Here is a 20846-nt window from a genome sequence, read left to right as displayed (position 1 = left end):
CATCAAAAAGGGGGACAATACATGGCTTTATGCAGCCAATTAATTACTAAGGAGTTTCCAGAATTAGATAGGGTAGAGCGCTTAAATAACGAGGCCTTCCCAGAAGAAGAACGTATTCCATTAAGTGAGTTTTTACAATTGGATGGTCGTGATGATTATCATTTCTTTGCCTTTTATGACGAGGATGATTTTGTTGGATTTGCCTCAGTTCTCTACAATGCCAAAGTTTTTTATGTGAGTTTCTTTGCCATCGTTCCTCAAATGCGGAGTCATGGCTACGGAAGTGAGATTATTGATAAACTGGTGGACTTTTATGGACCCTCGCGTTCTATGGTCTTGGAAGTAGAGCGCTTGGATGAACCTAACGACAATCCTGAGCAACGTGCGGCGCGTTGGGATTTCTATAAGCGTAATGGTTTTAAGACTTCTAATGCCTTCTTGGAATACGAAGGTTTGAGTTTTGAGATTCTCTATCGTGGCGATCACTTTGACGAAAAAGCCTACAGAGACATATTCCACAAACTTCAGGAAAATGCTTATTTTGATTTTAGTATTAAACATCGTCGCTTGAGCGATTTATAAAAAATTGAGTTGAACAGGTCTTAGTCGGCCTGTTTTTCATTTGTTTTCAACGTTTGCCAATCGTTTTCAGAATATTTTGTCCACCTATGCTATAATGGAAGTACTATGAAGAAAGTAATTTTACAGTATCTGGCAAGTGCCCTGGCTGTAATCCTCATACTTGGTCTTGTGGTTTTCAATCGACAGCGAAATGACTCTTTGGTAAAGAAGGTCAAAGACCCTGAGATTTCCTATATCTATCAGGATTCTTTGGAAAATATAGATAAACTGGCACTTAGTCAGGCTGGGGTTATCCAATCTTATCAACTCGATGCTTTGTCTGTTAGGAAGGAAGACGGGAAAATTTACCTCGTTCTCCATATCAATCATTCCTATGATATGCAGGTAAATCTTGTCCTAAAGGCAGATATCTACGGTGATTTATCTGTGGTTCAAGCGACACCATCAAAGGCTTTGAAGCTGGCCTTGGAGGACGAGTCTTATCAAAAACGATTGACCTTGATTTCACAGAAGGCAAATGCTATTATGGCTCGTGACCACTGGGATCAGGGCATTAAGCCAGCCTATGTGGCTCAGGTCAGAAGCAAGATGAAAAAGACTTCCTTGACCCAGTTAGACAAGGTTTTACAGGACATTGACCAAGAAAGCAAGGAAGTGGGCTCAGATACCTATACGGCCTTTTTCCAAGCATCTCAACTCCCTAATCATGACAAGCTCAATTTGGTTATGGAGCACATGCAGGTTTATGTGGACAAGTACCAGTTCCTCCAGTTAGGGAAGTCAGGTTATAAATTTTCCAAGAAGCTAGAGCCAACCAGTCCTTTTTATAGTTACTTCCGTGAGGCTATTATGGAGACCTATCAGACGGATCTAGGGCTTGGGGTGGATGACTTAGGTATCAAGCTCCATCTTTTTAGGTCTTGGATTGATAAGCAGTCCATGGACTATATTAGGACCAACTACAAGGGCAAGACAGATTTAGACAAACTTCTGGCCTACAGCAAGGACAAGAAGATTCATTTGGATTACACTACGGGTGCTTCCTACCATAATCGAAGCTTGGGAGACTTTACCTATCCGCAGAACATGAAAATTCAGCTACCTCAGACCAGTGTCATGGGACCTTATGGAGTTAGCAATTCCCGTTTTATTGAGTTTATTGTCAATATGGATACGGGGAGATTTGTCTCTGAGTGGAATGTCTACAAGAAAAGGAAAGACGGTAGCATCGACTCCAATCCCAAGCATTACAAGATTGAAGACGGTGCTGACATTGCCGATACGGATTCTGCTAATTATGGGCTGTCTAAGGGATTGAATGCTGACCTACCAGCCTATCTCAATAATAGCCATACCTATCTTGACGTTCGTCATCCTGCTGACAATGCGATTAGACGCAAGATGGTTAGGAAGTGGAAAAATCCCAAGAATGTCTTAAACGGTGGGCGCTATGCTGATATTGTTAAAAAAGGAGGCTTGAAAGACCTTGAAACATGGAGACAAGTTAAAGCTGAAGACCGGCTCCAGGTCTACAATGCTTACCTTGATTATATTCGCTCTCATCTTGTGCTTAATGGGTTTGACAGCTTTTACCAAGAAACCTACAAGCCCCAAGGTGGAGACAAAAAAGACTGAAAACCTTGATAGTGTCCTTGTCGCTAAGAATTTCTATCGAGTAAGGGATGCTTATGCCATTAAGCTCTACGGACAGGATGAGGGGATGTCCTTTGATGTAGCTGGCCAAAGACTTTTTGGATCAAACATTGCTATTAAGGATGGCCTATTATATGGCTCCAGTCTTGGGGATTTAACCATTGAGGCTTATTTTCAAGGAGAGCTGTCCTACCTTTTAGAGGCTACCCAGAAGCTTCCAGTGGACAAAAATCGCATCAAGGCTAACCACTATAGTCAGGACATTGTTTTGAATAACGTTTGGACTAGTTTGGAAGGTCAAGAAACCTCCAACAGTATCATCACTCAGTTTCAGGATAAGACCCTACTCAAGCTGCGAATCAGCTACAACAAAGAGTTCCTTCCCACAAAGATTCAAGGTTTCTACAATAGTCAGACCTTTAATGGCTGGCGGGACCTCTTTTACATAGATTATCCTTACAGTGATCAGGAAGCCTTCAATCAGGCTCAAGATGCCTACATACAACACATCCAGTACATGGAAACTCATCCTGAGGAAGAAGCAGGAGAGTTTGGTTAATAAAACAAAATCACCTTTATCTCGAGATAAAGGTGATTTTAGGTTTATAGGATTCTAGGTTTTAGTTTTGATTTGTGGCAACTTCTGGAAAAAGCTTGTCTAAGATTTTTGAAGTGATAGCCTGTCCAGGTCCTTCAGCACAGTAGGTGTGCATATACATAGAAGGGTTAAAGTTGAGCTCGATGCAGGTGCAATGAGGGTTTTCTTTGCTAGCAGGTTGGGTTTCATCTGGAATAATGAGGTCAACCCCACAAGCCCAAGCGCCCATACTAGTTGCCATAGCTGCAGCTAATTCTTGGTAAGAGGAATCCATGGTCCCAGTGACATCAATAGAGTCACCACCCGTAGAAATGTTTGAGTTACGACGTAGATTGACCTTTTTCCCTTCTGGGAGAATATCATCAGGGGTATAACCCTGTTGCGTTAACATCAGTTGTTCGATGTCTCCTAGTGCAATGATTTCCAGTGGTGAGCGGTGATCACGTCCTCGCAATGGATTGGCATTTTTCTGAGCGACCAATTCACGAATGGTGTGTTTGCCATCACCGACAACATTGGCAGCGACACGAAGGAGGACAGCCTCACAGCTCCCATCCAGAATGAAGAAACGGTATTCGGTTCCTGGGATAAATTCTTCAACAAGAACAGCTGTATCTTCTGCAAAGGCAATCTCGAGGGCTTTCTTATAGTTATCAAGGCTGGCAGGCTCTTGGAAAATGGAAATGCCCAGACCAAAGTTGGTTGATTTTGGTTTAACCACAATTTGCTTGTCCTTGATAAGAGGATAATAGGCTAGACCTTGTTCCAGACTGGTAAATTCGTCGCCAGCGGGAACAGGGAAACCAGCATCAGTCAGGATTTTTTTGGTCACGGTTTTATTGGCCATGGCAAGAGGTACTACATAGTTGTCTTTTGAGGTCATGTTACCATTTTTGACGTACTCAACATGATCTTTATGCCAGAGTTTAAGGAACTGATCCTGCTCATCTAGGATTTCAAAATGAATCCCTTTTTGAATGGCATCAAACAGTAGCATCTGAGTAGAAAGCTCCATCTCCTCGTAACCCTTAAGAGCATAGTGGGCAGTCCAGTCGTAATCATGATAGGCAAGAGCCTTGTCAAGGGCAAAGTCAGCAAGGGACTTGTCTTTGATATGAGGTAGAAGTTGAGCAGCTAGTGTCTGACTAGGATCTGCAAAGGCATCTTTCACTTGCTTAACCAAACCTTGATGATAGTCACCTAGTCCAAAATGTTGCACCAGTTGGTCCAGAGCCGTCGTAATGTTCTGAGTTTCAGCTTCAGAAGGTAGAGGCTCTAAAGGATGAGAGAGGGCGATTTTTTCATTCAGCGCGTGACCTTGAGCCAGAGCCTGATCGACATTTTCAGGGGCATCCATCCAGAGGAAGGCTAGAAGGAGTAGGTGTACAGTATCCATGGTAGTTTGGCTAATACCGATACGCTCAAAGGGGTTAAGGTCGAAGTTACGGAATTCCAGATAGGTGATTCCCTTGTCAAGGAAGGAACGATTAACCTTTTGTCCACGGAAACGAACAGCTGAGTAAAATTCCTTCTCCGCAATCAAATCTCCTTGTTCGATATAGTTTTCGATGGCAGAGACATAATCTTCTAGGTTTGCAAAAGATACTTGGATTTCTTCCTTATTGACATAACCATGGTCACTGTTACGGAAGGAACGCACGGGTTCTGGCACTTCTTGGTCGAAGAAGCCTTGCTCAGCAACAGGTGCAGCACCAAAGAGATAGGTAATCACCCAACGGTAGCGCAAATAGTTCTGAGCCAGCTTAAGATAGAGGGCGTTCTTGAAAGCAATCATATCAGTCTGGTCGCTTTCTTTGAATAAAGCCTCAACCAAATCTTTCCCAAGTTCCATATTATAGTGGATACCTGAGATAGCTTGAAGTTTGGTTCCGTATTTTTCGGCCAAGTAGTTGCGATAATGGCGTTCGAATTCATTTTCCAGTTGGGCAACTTGGATTTCTTGGGCCTTGATACGAGGTGGCATGGACAAGGGCCAGAGAAGTTCATCTTTACTGATGGAACGTCCAGCTACATCGGTAATGGCTCCAAGAAAACGACGAGCCTCAGTGGTAGATTTAGCAACTGGCGTGATGAGTTCCATTTGAAACTCACAAAAATCTGTTTGAATATAAGGGTGGAAACTTCGAGCTCCTAGGCAAGAAGGGTGAGGCGTATGTGCTAATTTTCCCTGTCTATCGACACGAAGACTTTCGCGTTCAATTCCAAAGTTAGCTTGAAGGATAGGGCTGGTAGGCTCCAGCTTTTGAAGCAGTTGATTTATAGTCATAGAGTCACCTTTTCATCTAATGTTAGTGTTAGTCTATTATAAATAGGAACAGAAAACAAATTTCTGCTACGTTTGGCTATGATTTACGAACATTTATGATAAGTTTGTGAAAAATGAGCAGCTTTTAGAGCGATATTTTTATCAAACATCGTAAAAAACTTACAAATGTTAGCAAAATGATATTATGCTTGCAATTTTACTCAATTTAACCTATACTAATGACATATATATGAGAACGAAAAAATCCCTAGGGTCTGCCCTCAGGGGCTTTTGTATGCTCTCAAAAGGGTATGACCGTTCTTTTATAGATAAATGATAAGCATAAGACTGTTAGTTTTATGCCTAGAGTAGACGATATTTTTCGCCGTGGTAACAGTTATCTAAATCTGCTCAGTCTTGCTGAAAACAGAGTAAGATACTAACAGTTCGCTCTGCTCAACAGCGATGCTTTCGCCGTGATGATATTCCTATAACTGCAGAAGCAGTTATAGGAAGCGGAGTTATCGAGACTTTGGCTCGATAACTAGTCATGGAACGACTGAGTCGGTCGCTGACGTCCGCCATCACTTAAGAAAGCATCAAAAAAGAAAAATATCAAAAGAAAAATATCAAAAGAAAAAGAATAAAAACGGAGGTAATTATGTTTCAAACCCTGATCGCCCAGATAAAGGAATACAAGAAACCCTCAATCCTAGCGTCCCTCTTCATGACGTTAGAAGTCATGTTTGAGATTTCCATTCCCTTTGTCATGGCCAATCTTTTGGATAAAGGTGTCCAGCAATCTAACATGTCTAACATTTGGCTCTATGGTGGCCTCATGTTGGTCTGCGCCTTCCTGTCGCTTTTCTGTGGGATGCAGTCGGCACGCTATGCGGCCTTTGCCTCTGCTGGATTTGCCAAGAATCTACGCCAGGCCATTTTCAAAAAGGTTCAAACCTTCTCTTTTGAAAATATTGATAAGTTTTCAGCTGGTGGTTTGGTAACACGTATGATGACTGATGTGACCAACGTGCAGAACTCTTACCAGATGATTATCCGCATCTGTGTACGTGCACCACTTAACCTGATTTTTGCCATTACAGCAAGTTTCCTGATTAATGGCGAAATGGCTTGGATTTTCGTTGGTGTAACACTCTTCCTTGGTCTGGTTTTGGCCATTATTACCAAAATCGTATATCCTCTCTTTACTCAAGTGTTTGAGGCTTATGACAACCTCAACAATAGTATCAAGGAAAATATCACCAACATGCGTGTGGTGAAATCCTATGTTAAAGAGCAGGAAGAAACTGACAAATTCAAGAAGGCTTCACGTCGTATTTACAAGATGTTCATGCGTGCCATTCGTGTAGTTATCATGTCTAACCCAGCTATGATGTTGTCTATGTATGCGTCCTTCCTTATGATTTCCTGGTTTGGTGCCCATCTCATCGTTGGTGGTAGCTTAACTACAGGGGAATTGACTTCGATGTTCAGTTACACCATGACCATCCTTATGTCACTCATGATGTTCATGATGATTTTTGTCATGTTGTCTATCTCTACAGCATCTGTTGAACGTATTGATGAAGTTCTTAGCACTGAAGCCACCATTGTTTCACCTGAAAATGGCTTAACAGAAGTTGCAGATGGTTCAATCAGTTTTGATCATGTGGATTTCTCATACACTGATGAAAATGGTGATAAGACCCATGTCCTCAAAGATATTACGCTTGATATTAAGTCTGGTGAGGTTATTGGTATCCTTGGTGGAACAGGTTCTGGGAAATCAAGCTTGGTTCAGCTCATTCCTCGTCTTTATGATGTGGAAGCAGGTCAGGTTAGGGTTGCTGGGCATGATGTTAAGGATTATGATTTGGATAGCTTACGTAAGCAAGTTGCCATGGTCCTTCAAACCAATGTCCTTTTCTCAGGAACCATTAAAGAAAATATGCGTTGGGGAAATAAACAGGCAACAGATGAGGAAATCATTGAAGCTTGTAAGATTGCCCAAGCTGATGAATTTATCCAAGAGTTTAAGGATGGCTATGATACCAAGATTGAACGTGGTGGAGCCAATGTCTCAGGGGGACAACGTCAACGTCTTTGTATCGCACGTGCCCTTCTCATGAATCCGAAAATTTTGATTCTGGATGATTCGACATCAGCAGTTGATACTAAGACAGATAGTTTGATTCGTCGTGGTTTCGCGTCGAGTCTCAAGGAAACAACTAAGATTATCATCGGCCAACGTATCTCATCTATCCAAGATGCAGACCGTATCCTCGTTATGAATGATGGCCGTATCGATGCTATTGGTACTCATGACGACTTGATAGCTAATAATGCCATTTATCGTGAAGTATACAAGATGCAAACACAAGGGAAAGGAGTAGCAGATGCAGAATAAGAAAAAAGCTAATTGGAGCTCTCTAGCACGTCTTCTACGCTTTTTGTGGCAAGACTACAAACTTTCGCTTAGTATTGCCTTTGTCCTCATTGTTGTTGCTTCTTTGGCAACGGTCAATTTAACGGCTTCTATTCAGTCCTTGGTTGACGTTTACGTTCAACCTTTGCTCAAATCTGGTAGCCATGACTTTGGGCCATTGTTACGTTTCTTGACTTCAGTGGCTGTCTTCTGTCTTATCGGTGTGATTGCCAACTATGTGTCATCACTCCTTATGGCGACGATTTCGCAAGATTCTCTGCGTTCCCTTCGTAATCAGCTTTTTGCTCGCATGCAAAAGCTTCCGGTTCGCTACTTTGATACTCACCAACACGGTGACATCATGTCTATTTACACCAATGATATCGATGCCCTCCGTCAAGCTGTCGAGCAATCTATTCCACAGTTGCTACAAACGACTATTACCATTATCGGTGTGACTGTGACCATGCTTACGGTTAGTCCTCTCCTCTTTATCGTGGTTCTAATCATGGTAGGCATCATGTTTATGGTCATCAAAAATGTATCATCCAAATCAGGTCGTTACTTCGGTGAACAACAAAAGAACCTAGGGATTGAGAATGGTTTTATCGAAGAAATGATGTCAGGTCAAAAGGTAGTCAAGGCCTTTGTCCACGAAGAAGAAAGCATGTCTGACTTTGATAAGATTAACGAACAGCTCTTTGAATCATCATACTTGGCCAATCGCTATGCCAATGTTCTCATGCCCATTCTTGGGAACTTAGCAAATGTTTCCTTTGTTTTGACTGCCTTGGTCGGTGGGGTATTTGCTCTAAATGGTGTCGGTAGCTTGACTATCGGTGGTCTCATGGCCTTCCTACAATTGAACCGTTCCTTCAACGGCCCAATTACTCAGGTTTCTCAACAACTTAACTTTGTCCTTATGGCACTTGCTGGTGCGGACCGTATCTTTGACCTTTTGGACGAAGCAGAAGAAGTTGACCAAGGTAAGGTCACTTTGGTCAATTACGAATTGGTAGATGGTCAAATGGTTGTGACAGACAAGAAAACCAATCTTTGGGCTTGGAAACACCCACGTCCAAATGGCGACTATGAATTGGTCGAATTGGTCGGAAATGTAGTCTTCCAAGATGTTGATTTTTCTTACGATGGTAAGAAACAAATCCTTCACGATGTTAACCTCTATGCAGACAAGGGGCAAAAGGTTGCCTTTGTTGGTGCGACAGGTGCAGGTAAGACGACGATTACTAACTTGATTAACCGTTTCTACGACATCCAATCTGGTGTGATTACTTATGATGGTATCGATGTGAAGCTGATTGAAAAAGATTCTCTTCGTCGATCACTTGGTATCGTACTTCAAGATACGCATCTCTTCACAGGGACTATCGCTGAAAATATTGCCTACGGCCGTGCTGATGCGACGCGCGAGGAAATTCTTGAAGCTGCTCGTATTGCTAATGTGGATTCCTTTGTGCAACATTTGGACAATGGTTACGACACTGTCCTCACAGATGATGGCGCAGGCTTGTCTAATGGACAACGTCAGCTGATTGCCATTGCGCGTGCTGCCCTTGCCAATGCCCCTGTCCTCATCCTTGATGAAGCGACATCCTCTATTGACTCTCGTACCGAAAAAATGGTACAAGAGGGAATGGACCGACTTATGGAAGGACGCACGGTCTTTGTTATCGCCCACCGTCTTTCAACCATCGTTAACTCTGACGTTATCATGGTTATGGATCATGGCCGTATCATTGAACGTGGTGACCATGACAGCCTTATGGAACAAGGTGGTACCTACTACCGACTCTATACTGGTGGTCTTGAAATTGATTAAGATTAAAAGAACTCAGGCAAAACCTGAGTTCTTTTGCATCTGAAGAAAAAATTTTTGAGATATTCCTTGCAAAAACGAAAGTAGTGTTTTGTATCCTAAATCTCAACTTCTTTTAAACCGTGTGAGTCCAGGCGATATATCTTTTGGCAAACTTGTCTGAGGTAGTTGACATCATGTGAGACTGTCAGAATGGCACCTGGATAGTTCTCGAAGAGCTGTCGGACTTGGGGTTGTGAGGTGGGTGAAAAATTTCTGGTTGGTTCATCTAGGATAAGGAGCTGAGGGTTTTCTAAGACTAAGTGCAGTAGGATTAGCTTTCCTTTTTGACCACCAGATAGGTTATCAATTGCATGGTTCATTTCATCATGACTAAAGTTGAGGTTGGCGAGATGGGAACTTATGATTTCTTTCTCAGTTTTGTCGCCAGTCTTATGTAAAAACGCTATCGGTGACAAATCATTTTTCAAGATAAGATCGTAATCTTGGGGCATGTAGCCAATAGTCAGGTCTGTTTTCTGGCTAAGTTCTTGGTAGAGATAGTGTAAGAGAGTGGATTTACCGCAGCCGATATCTCCCACAATACCAATTTTTTCCTGGCCTTTCAAAGAAAGTTTGAGATGGTCAATAGTCAGGTGAGGAGCGATGTTTATCTGCTTTTCATCTAGATTTAAGAGATATTTTCCTTGAGGTAGAGGGTCAATATGAGAGAAGAATAGTTCAATGCTATCTTCTTTTTCAGGCATTTGTGTCATGTCTTGGGCAAGGCGGTCGTAGCGTTTTTCTTGTGAGAGGACTGCCTTCATCTTTTTAGCAAGCAATCGTCCTTGCGTGCTGTCATGCGTATTGCGTAGGGTGGTTTGGACATTTTGTTTGATACGGCGATGCTTGGCCATGGCTTTGTCATAGGCTTTTTTCTCGGTTATGGCTTGCTGAATCTGTTGTTGGTAGCTATCAGTGCGTTTTTGGCTATAGTTATCATAGTCGAGGTGCTCCACACTGGTCCTCGCCTGTCGACGACGTTTAAGGAGTTCCAGATGGATAATGGTATCTGCTGTCTGGCTTAATAGGTCCTCGTCATGTGAGATATAGACGATCGTTTTATTAGAGTGCTTGATAAAGTCTTTTAACCAAGTCATAGTAGTCAAGTCCATATCGTTTGAGGGCTCATCAAGAAAAATGACGTCGTGGGGACGAGCTAATTCTCGGATGAGTTGAATTTTGAGTTTCTCACCACCTGATAGAGTGGTGATAAGCTGACTGCTAGCAAAACGCTCACTATCAAAACGAAGTTCATCAGCTAGACGATAGAGGGTAGCATAGTCTAGGTCATAAGTGTCCGCAAAGAAGTAGTCGTTAAGGGTTAGAGATTGCAAGCTATCCGAAATCTGTTGGGGAATATAGAGCTGTGGGCTATCTGTTTTGTTAATAGTTCCTTCGTAAGACAGATGGTCAAAATGTGCTTTTGGATTGACCAGAAGGGCAAGGAGACTAGATTTTCCATTGCCTTCCTCCCCAATGATGGCGACTTTTTCGCCTGTAGCTATCGTTAGATTTAGATCATGAACAAGTTCACGCAAATCCTTGGTATGTGTTATGGTTAGGTGTTGAATCTGTATCATAGGACCTCCTAGGTCAGAGTGTTTGTGGATATTGTTTCATGGGAAGTAGGTTTTTACTTCAAACAATATCAAAGGTCAAAAAACAGTCCTACCTTATAAGATAGAACCGTCTTGAATCTAGCTAAAAAGCCCTCTAGGAGATAGTGATGGTGTGGATGCAAAAAAACGAAGATACCACCAATAAATTTTCTACAGAAAAAGAGCGCAAAAAAGACATGAAAACAATCTATCGAATAAAGCAGGTTTATTGTGAATAGACTTAGTTGTTCATGTCTCCATTTACCTCCGAATGTTACTTGCCTTGATTGTACGCTGTCCGAGAGATTTTGTCAAATGAAAATCAAAAATCCAACCCTCTTAGACCGCCGATGCACCTTATCAATAGTCTCCACCTATGCTATACTAAAAGCAATACTAAAAATGGAGATTGTTATGGAAAATAAGTTTGTAAAGAAACCAACACCTAAGGGGGATAAGTCCACAAGAATTGTTTTTATAGGTCTCTTAGTGGCATTGCTTTTTATAATCGCAGGGACGGCTATCTTCTTTGCTGTGAATAGTAGCAGTAAGGCTACCAAAGGTTTAGCTGCATCCAGTAAGTCGAGTACGACTGTCTATTCCGGCAGCAATGCAGAAGACCCCTTGTTCAAAATTACCCTGAAAACCTTCGGAGATAATAAAGAATTTTTACTCGTGACACCAAATCCTGGTCATGATAGAAACATGTCTAACATTGTGGGGGTAGCTGGTCAATACTTAGTCACTCAGGAGTACAAGGGGGATGAATCTGGTAAGAAAAATGCCAAGGGTGAGACACTTTATAAGTATGACTACTTTAATATCTATATGTATGACACGGAAAAACCAAATCAAAAACCTAAACAAATTGACCTCTTGAAATTGGCTAAAAAAGCTGGGGATGAAGATTATTTAAATCAGGCAAGTCTAAGGCTTTTCATGCTTAATGAGCAAGCTTACTTACAAATGCCTTTTGGTGCGTCATCAGCGGATTTTGCTTCTAATAAAAAATACCTCAATCTCAAAACGCAAAAGATTGAGGAAATGAATATTCCAGCTAACTCGAATACTTTGGACTCGGAATTGGATTACGCCAATGTTGATATGCGTAAGACTTTAGAGCCTTTTGGTCTTGAAATGTGGCCGGGTGCAACTAATGGTAAGGATCTATATCATCCAACAGAAACACCAATTGCGAGTCTGCCTGCTCTTTATTACATTTCTGAAAAAGACAGAAGCCTCAATATGGATAGTACCAACTTTGCCAAAGAGCATAAGGATGCTTATGAAGCGATTAAGACCAAACATGCTAGAATCTACACCATTCCAAGCAAGATTAACAATGAAACCTGGTTCAATACCTTACTCCATTGGATGGCACCTGAAGGCCAGGATGCCTACGAGTTACCGGTTAGGGCATTTAGACCGACTCAGGAAGAAGGGAAAGTCAAGTCCTACCAAGAATTGCAGACTTGGAATGACAACCATATCAGAAAAAAATAGAGGAACTTACCTCTGAGACCCATAAGATTATGAACCCAAGTCTATAATACTTGGGTTTTTTAGTGTTTTTGAAATGCTAATGGGAGACTTTAGTCGTGAAAGAGGATTATTAAATTGTATATCAATGGTTTATCGAGGGTGTTACAGAATCGGATGGTTTGTAATAAGAAGGTAAAAATTAGAATAAAAGTGAGGAAATCAGCCAATAAAATGAGTTAATTCCTCTCATAAGTCTAACATCTTCCGTGAAAATCATGAGAAAGTTAGGAATGAAAAGAAAATAAAATAGAAATTTGAAAACGGTATAAAGCAAATAAAATCAAGGATTTTACACTTGTAAGAATAAAAAACGAGCGAAAGTTGTTGGTTGAATTGTCAGACAACTTGATTTTTTTTAAAAAAGTTGACTTAATCACTTGACCATGAATTGTCAGAATGTTAGAATGTAATAGAATCATGAGTTCAAGTATAGGATTCTTGTATACTCGTGACCTATAACTAACTATTTCATACAGAGGGAGACTTGAAATGAAAGACATTTTTAACAGACGCCAACGATTTTCATTGCGTAAATATTCGTTTGGTGTCGCTTCAGTCTTGCTAGGAACGGCACTCTTTGCTGCTCATACTGCACAGGCTGATGAAGTCACAGCACCTGATGCTTCTTCATCAAACCCTGGTTCATCAGTTGAGGGCGAGAGTTCTTCAGACCTGGTTGAGACGTCAACAGCATCAACAGCTCAAGCAGATCCTACTGCAGCTGTATCTTCAACTGAGGCAACTGCGTCAACATTTAACTTGACGCCAGAAGCTTCAACAACAGATAAGGCTACCGCAGAGGCAACTGACAAACAAGCTACAGAAACTGCAAAATCAGAAGCAGCTAAACCAGCATCAGAAGCAGCTAAACCTGCAGAAAACAAGGCTACATCAGAAGCAGCTAAACCAGCTACTGCAGCATCAACTGCAGCAGCTAGCGGTAAAGTTGAAACAACAGCTTCAACAACAGCCGCTGCAGCAACTCCAGCAGCAACAGCGGCAAACCGTACAGCAGCAACAACAGCTCCTGTAGCTGAAGAAACAGCAGCAGCTGAAACTGCGGCGGCAGCAACAAGTGTTAAGCCAAATGTTACAGCACGTGGTTATTCACGTTTTTATTCTGTAGGATCAGCAGCAAATCGTAGTGCAACACTTGACCGCGCTGCAACTGATATGACGAATGCTGGTGCTTTGGAAACAAGTGGTCGTAGTCGTAGTCGTAACCGTCGTGCCGCTACAGACCATAACAACGAGCCAATTGCTGTAACAACTTTCCTAAAAGATGGTGAAAAAGCGACTCCAGAAATGACGGATCCAAACGGTGCAACTGTTGCATCTCAAACCGTACCAGCTGGTTACCAAGCTAAAGAAGGCGACTTCTATACTTATGCTATTTGGGATCTTACTAAATTCAATGAACGTTATGGTACAAAATATTATGCGCGTGCCTATAAGAGATTTGATGACTCTACCGATACAACTGTTGAATTGGTCAACAAAAACACTGGTAGTGTAGTTGAAACTAGAACGATTACCGCTTCTAGTGGTGTTCAAAAATTCACGACTACTACGGCAGCGTCTAATAGCCAATTAACTTTCCAAGTAGATTATAAAGCTGGGACTGCCCCAAGTGGTAAAACAGCAGAACCATTTATTCAAAGTGGTTATGAAGTTGGAAAGAGTATCACAGACTTAGTAGCTGCTGGACACCAACTGACACCTGCAGAGCAAGCTCTATTTACTGCGGTCTATAACGCTCGTACTACAACTGATATTATTAACGTTGTTGAACCAGCTTACAATGGTCGTACAGTTACCGATTCAAACGCTAAAATACCAGTAACAATCAATAAAACAACTTACTATAAAGTAGTTGATAAAAACAACCCAACATTTAACGCTAATAAAACAGATGTAACTGTTCAAGATTATAAAGAAAATGGTAATGAAGTTGAGTTAGCTAGATACACTCTTAAAGCTGAAGAAGGACAACGTTTCACAGCATCTGGCGAACGACAATTTGATGGATACAAACTTTACCAAACGGCTGATGCAAATGATCAATCAGGTACTGTAAGTCGTCCTTACACCGTTGGTACGAAATTCATGGATGCGGACCGTTACGGTATCAAACGTATCAAAGAAGTTGTTGGAGAAGACGGTTCAGTCGTTATTCGTGTTTACTTGCTAGATCCAAGACAACAAAGCAAACGTTCTGATGGTTCATTAAGTACCGATGGCTATATGTTGCTAGCAGAAACTAAGCCGATTAAACCAGGTGAATGGAATTCGCAGGACTTAGTTGTTAAAAAGTCACCTCTTAGAACAATTTCATATACTGAAACTAATGAAAAAACAGGTGCAGTTACACAATATCCTAACGGTAAAGAAGTTACATTTGACTTCCAAAAAGCTTCTGGATATGCACCATATCATACTGTATTCGTGCCATTCTTAGGAGATGGAATTGGACACGGTTCAGCTAACTCACAATTGGAACGTGGGGTAGAAGGTATCGGTACCAACGTTGACTTGCTCAACACTTTGACACCGTACAAACAACCTATTTACTACTATGTCAAACAAGAACCTGTAACAGTTACTCCAGAAGTTGAAAAACAATTGGAAGGACGTGTACTTGTTGATGGTGAATTCAGCTTCAAGATTAAAGAAGTCAATGAAAACAAATCACTTCCTTCTTACGAAGAAACTGTTACTAACAAAAATGGTAAAGCTACATTTAGTAAATTAAGCTTCAATAAAGTTGGTACCTACAAATACACAATCACTGAAACTGCAGGTTCTGATACAAACGTTGACTACGATGCAATGACTGTTACTATGACAGTTACTGTAACAGAGAACTCTAAAGGTGATTTGCAAGCTTCAGTTAAATACAGTGGTACTGGTGGATTTGCTTCAAGTGCAGATGATAAAGTCTTCAACAACTACGTTGTAGCTCCAGTTAAGACTAAGTTTGACTTTAGCAAGGCTCTCGCAGGTCGTGAGTTGAAAGCCGGTGAATTTAGCTTCGTATTGAAAGATTCAACTGGTAAAGTTCTTCAAACTAAGACAAATACTAAAGAAGGTGTTGTAGCCTTTGATGATTTGACCTTTGATAATACTCAAGTTGGTACTCACAAGTACACTGTAGAAGAAGTTATCCCAGAAAATAAAGAAGCTGGTATGACTTACGATACAATGAAAGCTGAAGTAACAATCACTGTTACTAAGGAAGGTCACGTTCTTAAAGCGACAAACACTCTTCCATCAGATACAGAGTTCAACAATACATTCACACCTGCTGCAACACAAGCACAATTCCGCTTCACAAAACGTTTGGAAGGTAAGACTCTTGAAGCAAATGCCTTCACCTTCGAATTGCTTGAAAACGGCAATGTGATCCAAACTAAGAAGAATGCGGCTGATGGTTCAATCCAATTTGATCCAATCTCATATGCAACTGTAGGTACACACACTTACACTGTACGTGAAGTAGCTGGAACAGATACCAACATTGATTACGATGATATGAATGCAGTTGTAACTGTAAATGTCACAAAAGACGCTCAAACAGGTCTTTTGAACGCTGCAGTTACAATGCCAGCTGATACTGAGTTCAATAACTTTGCTGTTGCACCAGTTAAGACTCGTTTTGACTTCACTAAAGCTCTTGCAGGTCGTGCTCTTAAAGATGGTGAATTTAGCTTCGTATTGAAAGATGCCAACGGAACTGTTCTTCAAACTAAGACTAACAATGCTAATGGTGTTATCGCCTTTGACGATTTGACATTCACAAACGCACAAGTTGGTACTCACAAGTACACTGTTGAAGAAGTTCAAGGTTCTGAAGCTGGCATTCAATATGACACAATGAAAGCTGAAGTAACAATTACTGTTACTAAAGATGGTCATGTTCTTAAAGCTGTTAATACACTTCCAGCCGACAAAGAATTCAACAATACATTCACTTCATCTCCAACACAAGCACAATTCCGCTTCACAAAACGTTTGGAAGGTAAGACTCTTGAAGCAAATGCCTTCACCTTCGAATTGCTTGAAAACGGCAATGTGATCCAAACTAAGAAGAATGCGGCTGATGGTTCAATCCAATTTGATTCAATCTCATATGCAACTGAAGGTACACACACTTACACTGTACGTGAAGTAGCTGGAACAGATACCAACATTGATTATGATTCAATGAACGCAGTTGTAACTGTCAATGTCACAAAAGACGCTCAAACAGGTCTTTTGAACGCTGCAGTTACAATGCCTGAAGACACTGAGTTCAACAACTATGTAGTTGCTCCAGTTGTAACTAAGTTCGACTTTACTAAGAAATTGGCAGGTCGTGAACTTAAAGCAGGTGAATTCAGCTTCGTATTGAAAGATTCTACAGGTGCAGTAGTTGAAACAGTTAAAAATGATGCTGCTGGTAATGTTTCATTCTCTAACTTGTCATTCGACAACACTAAAGTAGGTACTCATACTTATACAGTAGAAGAAGTTATCCCAGCCAACAAAGAGTTTGGTATGACTTACGATAAGATGAAAGCTACTGTTACAGTTGAGGTTGCTAAGAACGGTCATTCATTGACTACGGTTACAAACGTATCTTCAACTGGTGGGGTTGATGCCAACGGTAATGCTACTGACGGTACTGCCGATAAAGAATTCAACAACAAAGTCACTCCTCCAACGCCTCCTGAATTCCAACCAGAAAAATTTGTCGTTTCTAAAGAGAAATATGACATCACTGGTCATAAATTGACTGATGATGACGATGATGTTCCTGGTAATGAGTACACAGCAACAAACACCAATCCATATGTTGATGGTGTTGCCAACAACGAACCAGAAAACTTGAATACTAAGACTGTTAAACGCGGTTCTAAATTGGTATACCAAGTATGGCTTGATACTACTAAATTTACAGAAGCTAACAACGTTCAATACGTTGGTGTATCTGATACATACGACGCAGAAAAATTGGACGTAAATGCAGCTGACATCAAAGCTTACGATTCAGTAACTGGTGCAGATGTGACTGCTAAATTCGACATCAAAGTTGAAAATGGTACAATCACTGCAACTTCTAAAGATGAATTCATCAAAGATAAAGTAAACAACCCTGTTATCGATACTACTAAATTCGCCTTTGGACGTTACTATAAATTTGATATCCCAGCAACTGTTAAAGAAACTGTTAAAGCTGGTGCTGATATTGAAAATACAGCCAACCAAACAGTTCACGTTTACAACCCAGTAAGCAAGACAGTTGAAAAACCTGAAAAACCAACACAAAAACGTGTTAACAGTGTTCCAGTTCCAGTGGAAATGAACTTCACTAAACGTTTGGAAGGTCGTGAACTTCAAGCTAACGAATTCGAATTCGTATTGAAGAAAGACGGCGTTGAAGTTGAACGCGTGAAGAACGACGCTGCTGGTAAGATTGTCTTCAAGACTCTTGAATTTGGTCGCGATGATCTTGGTAAGACTTACAACTACACAGTAGAAGAAACTCCTGGTACAGATACAACTGTCAAATACGACACAATGGTTGCCACTGTTAAAGTTGTTGTTTCACACGACGGTACAGCTAAAGCAATCGTTGCCAACGTAACAGATGCTGCTGATAAAGAGTTCAACAATACAGTAACTCCACCAGAAGAACCTAAGTTCCAACCAGAGAAATACGTTGTTTCTAAAGCGAAATTCGATATCACTGGTACTAAACTCGTTGATGATGATTCTGAATTGACAGATAAATATGGTGAAACAAATACAAACCCATATGTTGATAATACAAACAACAACGAAGATGAAAACTTAAATACTAAGTCAGTTGAACGTGGATCTAAACTTTACTACCAAGTATGGTTGGATACAACTAAATTTGATGCAGCTAACAAAGATAACATCCAAACAGTAGGGATCACAGATAACTACGACAAGGATAAATTGACTGTTAATGCTTCAGAAATCAAGGTTTATGATTCTGTAACTGGTGCAGATGTTACTAACAAGTTCGATATCGCTGATAACAATGGTGTTCTTACAGCTAACCTTAAAGCTGGCTTCACTAAGTCACTTGGCGACGCTGAAAACACTCAAATCATTGATACTACTAAGTTCGAATTTGGACGCTACTATAAATTTGATATCCCAGCAACAGTTAAAGACGATGTTGTAGCTGGTGCAGATATCGAAAACAAAGCAGCTCAAGTTGTTAACTACTACAACCCAACAACTAAGAAAGTTGAAAAACCTGAAAAACCAACTGAAAAACGTGTCAACAGTGTTCCAATCTCAGTAGAATTCAACTTCACTAAGAAATTGGAAGGTCGTGACCTTAAAGCTGGCGAATTCACATTCGAGTTGAAAGATAGCGACAATGTTGTGATTGCAACTGCAACCAACGATGCAGCTGGTAAGATTAAATTCTCTCCAGTAGAGTACACTAATAAAGCTGGTAAAACTGTTACAGCCCTTAAATACCAGAAGGGTCAAGAAGGTACTTACAAGTACACTGTAACAGAGGTTAAGGGTACAGATGCAACTGTCACTTACGATGAAATGGCTGCTGTTGTAACTGTTACTGTTTCTCATGATGGTACAGCGAAAGCCTTGATCACAAACGTGACAGACCCTGCGGATAAAGAGTTCAACAACCGTGTAACACCTCCAGAAGAACCTAAGTTCCAACCAGAGAAATACGTTGTTTCTGAAGAGAAATTCGATATCACAGGCGACAAGCTCGTTGATGACGATAAAGAGTTGGCAGATAAGTACGCAGACACAAATGCGAACCCATATGCGGACGATGCGTCTAACAATGAAGCTCAAAACTTGAATACTAAGACTGTTAAACGTGGCGACAAGTTGGTTTACCAAGTATGGTTGGATACAACTAAATTTGACGCAGCTAACAAGGACAACATCCAATCAGTAGGAATCTCAGATGACTACGATGAAACTAAGTTGGATCTTGACGCTACTAAGATTAAAGCCTACGATTCAGTAACAGGTGATGATGTTACAGCTAAATTCGATATCGCTGTGAACAATGGTGTGATTACTGCAACTCTTAAAGAAGGCTTCACTAAGTCACTTGGCGATGCAGAAAACACTCAAGTTATCGACACAACTAAATTCGCCTTTGGACGTTACTACAAGTTTGATATTCCAGCAACTGTTAAGAACGATGTTCCTGGCGGTGCAGATATCGAAAATACTGCTGCCCAAGTAGTTAACTACTACAACCCAGTAAGCAAGAAAGTTGAAAAACCAAACAAACCAACTGAAAAACGTGTTAACAACGTACCAGTTGAAGTGGAATTCAACTTCACTAAACGTTTGGAAGGCCGTGAGCTTAAAGCTAACGAATTCAGCTTCGTGCTTAAAGATTCAGAAGGTAAGACTCTTGAAACTGTAAGCAATGATGCATCAGGTAACGTTAAGTTCTCTAAACTTGAGTTCAAGAAAGGCCAAGAAGGCGTACACAACTACACAGTAGAAGAAGTTAAAGGCTCAGACGCAACCGTTACATACGACACAATGAAAGCGAATGTAACAGTTACAGTTAAACACGATGGAACAGCTAAAGTTCTTATCGCGACTGTAGGCGACATTGCGGATAAAGAATTTAACAACCGTGTGACTCCACCAGAAGAACCTAAGTTCCAACCAGAGAAATATGTATTGAATGCAGAGAAATTCTCAATCACTGATAACAAACTTCTTGATGATGATTCTGAATTGGCTGACAAGTACGCAGATACAAATGCCAACCCATATGCGGATGGTACTGCAAACAACGAAGCTGAAAACATCAATACTAAGACTGTTAACCGTGGCGACAAGTTGGTTTACCAAGTATGGTTGGATACAACTAAATTTGACGCAGCTAACAAGGACAACATCCAATCAGTAGGAATCTCAGATGACTACGATGAAACTAAGTTGGATCTTGACGCTACTAAGATTAAAGCCTACGATTCAGTAACAGGTGATGATGTTACAGCTAAATTCGATATCACTGTTAACAACGGTGTGATCACTGCAACCCTTAAAGATGGCTTCACTAAGTCACTTGGCGATGCAGAAAACACTCAAGTTATTGACACAACTAAATTCGCCTTCGGACGTTACTACAAGTTCGACATTCCAACAACAGTGAAAGCTGATGTTAAAGGCGGAGTAGATATCGAAAACACTGCGGCTCAAGTAGTTAACTACTACAACCCAACAACTAAGAAAGTTGAAAAACCAAACAAACCAACTGAAAAACGTGTCAACAG

General features: G+C 40.9%; 9 protein-coding genes. 7 read left to right on the top strand and 2 right to left on the bottom strand.

The window, feature by feature from the left end; translation table 11 throughout:
* Positions 1 to 21: 21 nt before the first annotated feature.
* From H7U01_RS07825 to H7U01_RS07815, 3 genes are all read left to right on the top strand, one after another.
* Positions 22 to 582 (top strand): GNAT family N-acetyltransferase, encoded by a 561-nt coding sequence (locus H7U01_RS07825; RefSeq protein WP_201041424.1) that lies wholly within the window; start codon positions 22 to 24, stop codon positions 580 to 582.
* A 105-nt stretch (positions 583 to 687) separates the two neighbouring features.
* Complete coding sequence (locus H7U01_RS07820; RefSeq protein ID WP_175063012.1) at positions 688 to 2217, top strand: DUF1310 family protein; 1530 nt, start codon at positions 688 to 690, stop codon at positions 2215 to 2217.
* Positions 2198 to 2794 (top strand): hypothetical protein, encoded by a 597-nt coding sequence (locus H7U01_RS07815; protein WP_201041398.1) that lies wholly within the window; start codon positions 2198 to 2200, stop codon positions 2792 to 2794. Before H7U01_RS07820 ends, H7U01_RS07815 begins: the two co-directional genes overlap by 20 nt.
* A 61-nt stretch (positions 2795 to 2855) precedes the next feature.
* Here H7U01_RS07815 and gshAB read toward each other — a convergent pair whose 3' ends face one another.
* Positions 2856 to 5120 carry a bifunctional glutamate--cysteine ligase GshA/glutathione synthetase GshB gene (gene gshAB, locus H7U01_RS07810; protein WP_201041397.1) on the bottom strand — a complete coding sequence of 755 codons (2265 nt, stop codon included), beginning with the start codon at positions 5118 to 5120 and terminating at the stop codon, positions 2856 to 2858.
* 640 nt (positions 5121 to 5760) lie between these two features.
* Here gshAB and H7U01_RS07805 point away from each other — a divergent pair.
* Together H7U01_RS07805 and H7U01_RS07800 are read left to right on the top strand one after the other, a co-directional pair.
* Positions 5761 to 7506: an ABC transporter ATP-binding protein gene (locus H7U01_RS07805; RefSeq protein WP_201041396.1), complete on the top strand. Its 1746-nt coding sequence runs from the start codon at positions 5761 to 5763 to the stop codon at positions 7504 to 7506.
* The gene (locus tag H7U01_RS07800; RefSeq protein ID WP_195914599.1) at positions 7496 to 9364 is read left to right on the top strand and encodes an ABC transporter ATP-binding protein; all 1869 of its coding nucleotides are present in this window, start codon (positions 7496 to 7498) and stop codon (positions 9362 to 9364) included. Before H7U01_RS07805 ends, H7U01_RS07800 begins: the two co-directional genes overlap by 11 nt.
* Before the next feature lie 95 nt (positions 9365 to 9459).
* Here H7U01_RS07800 and H7U01_RS07795 read toward each other — a convergent pair whose 3' ends face one another.
* Positions 9460 to 10983 (bottom strand): ATP-binding cassette domain-containing protein, encoded by a 1524-nt coding sequence (locus H7U01_RS07795; RefSeq protein ID WP_201041395.1) that lies wholly within the window; start codon positions 10981 to 10983, stop codon positions 9460 to 9462.
* A 432-nt stretch (positions 10984 to 11415) separates the two neighbouring features.
* Here H7U01_RS07795 and H7U01_RS07790 point away from each other — a divergent pair, with 432 nt between their 5' ends.
* Together H7U01_RS07790 and H7U01_RS07785 are read left to right on the top strand one after the other, a co-directional pair.
* Positions 11416 to 12504 carry a hypothetical protein gene (locus H7U01_RS07790; RefSeq protein ID WP_201041394.1) on the top strand — a complete coding sequence of 363 codons (1089 nt, stop codon included), beginning with the start codon at positions 11416 to 11418 and terminating at the stop codon, positions 12502 to 12504.
* 528 nt (positions 12505 to 13032) lie between these two features.
* The coding region (locus tag H7U01_RS07785) for a Spy0128 family protein (RefSeq protein ID WP_201041393.1) at positions 13033 to 20846 on the top strand (7814 nt) is incomplete at its 3' end.

Source organism: Streptococcus sp. 21.1, assembly GCF_016648635.1.
Classification (GTDB): Bacteria; Bacillota; Bacilli; order Lactobacillales; family Streptococcaceae; genus Streptococcus.
Note: the sequence above shows the minus strand (reverse complement) of the source record. Positions and strands in the feature narration are given on the sequence as shown.

Excerpts from the sequence above, each read along its gene's own strand:
- H7U01_RS07825 (WP_201041424.1), top strand. The coding sequence starts at position 22 with ATGGCTTTATGCAGCCAATTAATTACTAAGGAGTTTCCAGAATTAGAT.
- H7U01_RS07820 (WP_175063012.1), top strand. The coding sequence starts at position 688 with ATGAAGAAAGTAATTTTACAGTATCTGGCAAGTGCCCTGGCTGTAATC.
- gshAB (WP_201041397.1), bottom strand. The coding sequence starts at position 5,120 with ATGACTATAAATCAACTGCTTCAAAAGCTGGAGCCTACCAGCCCTATC.
- H7U01_RS07805 (WP_201041396.1), top strand. The coding sequence starts at position 5,761 with ATGTTTCAAACCCTGATCGCCCAGATAAAGGAATACAAGAAACCCTCA.
- H7U01_RS07800 (WP_195914599.1), top strand. The coding sequence starts at position 7,496 with ATGCAGAATAAGAAAAAAGCTAATTGGAGCTCTCTAGCACGTCTTCTA.
- H7U01_RS07795 (WP_201041395.1), bottom strand. The coding sequence starts at position 10,983 with ATGATACAGATTCAACACCTAACCATAACACATACCAAGGATTTGCGT.
- H7U01_RS07790 (WP_201041394.1), top strand. The coding sequence starts at position 11,416 with ATGGAAAATAAGTTTGTAAAGAAACCAACACCTAAGGGGGATAAGTCC.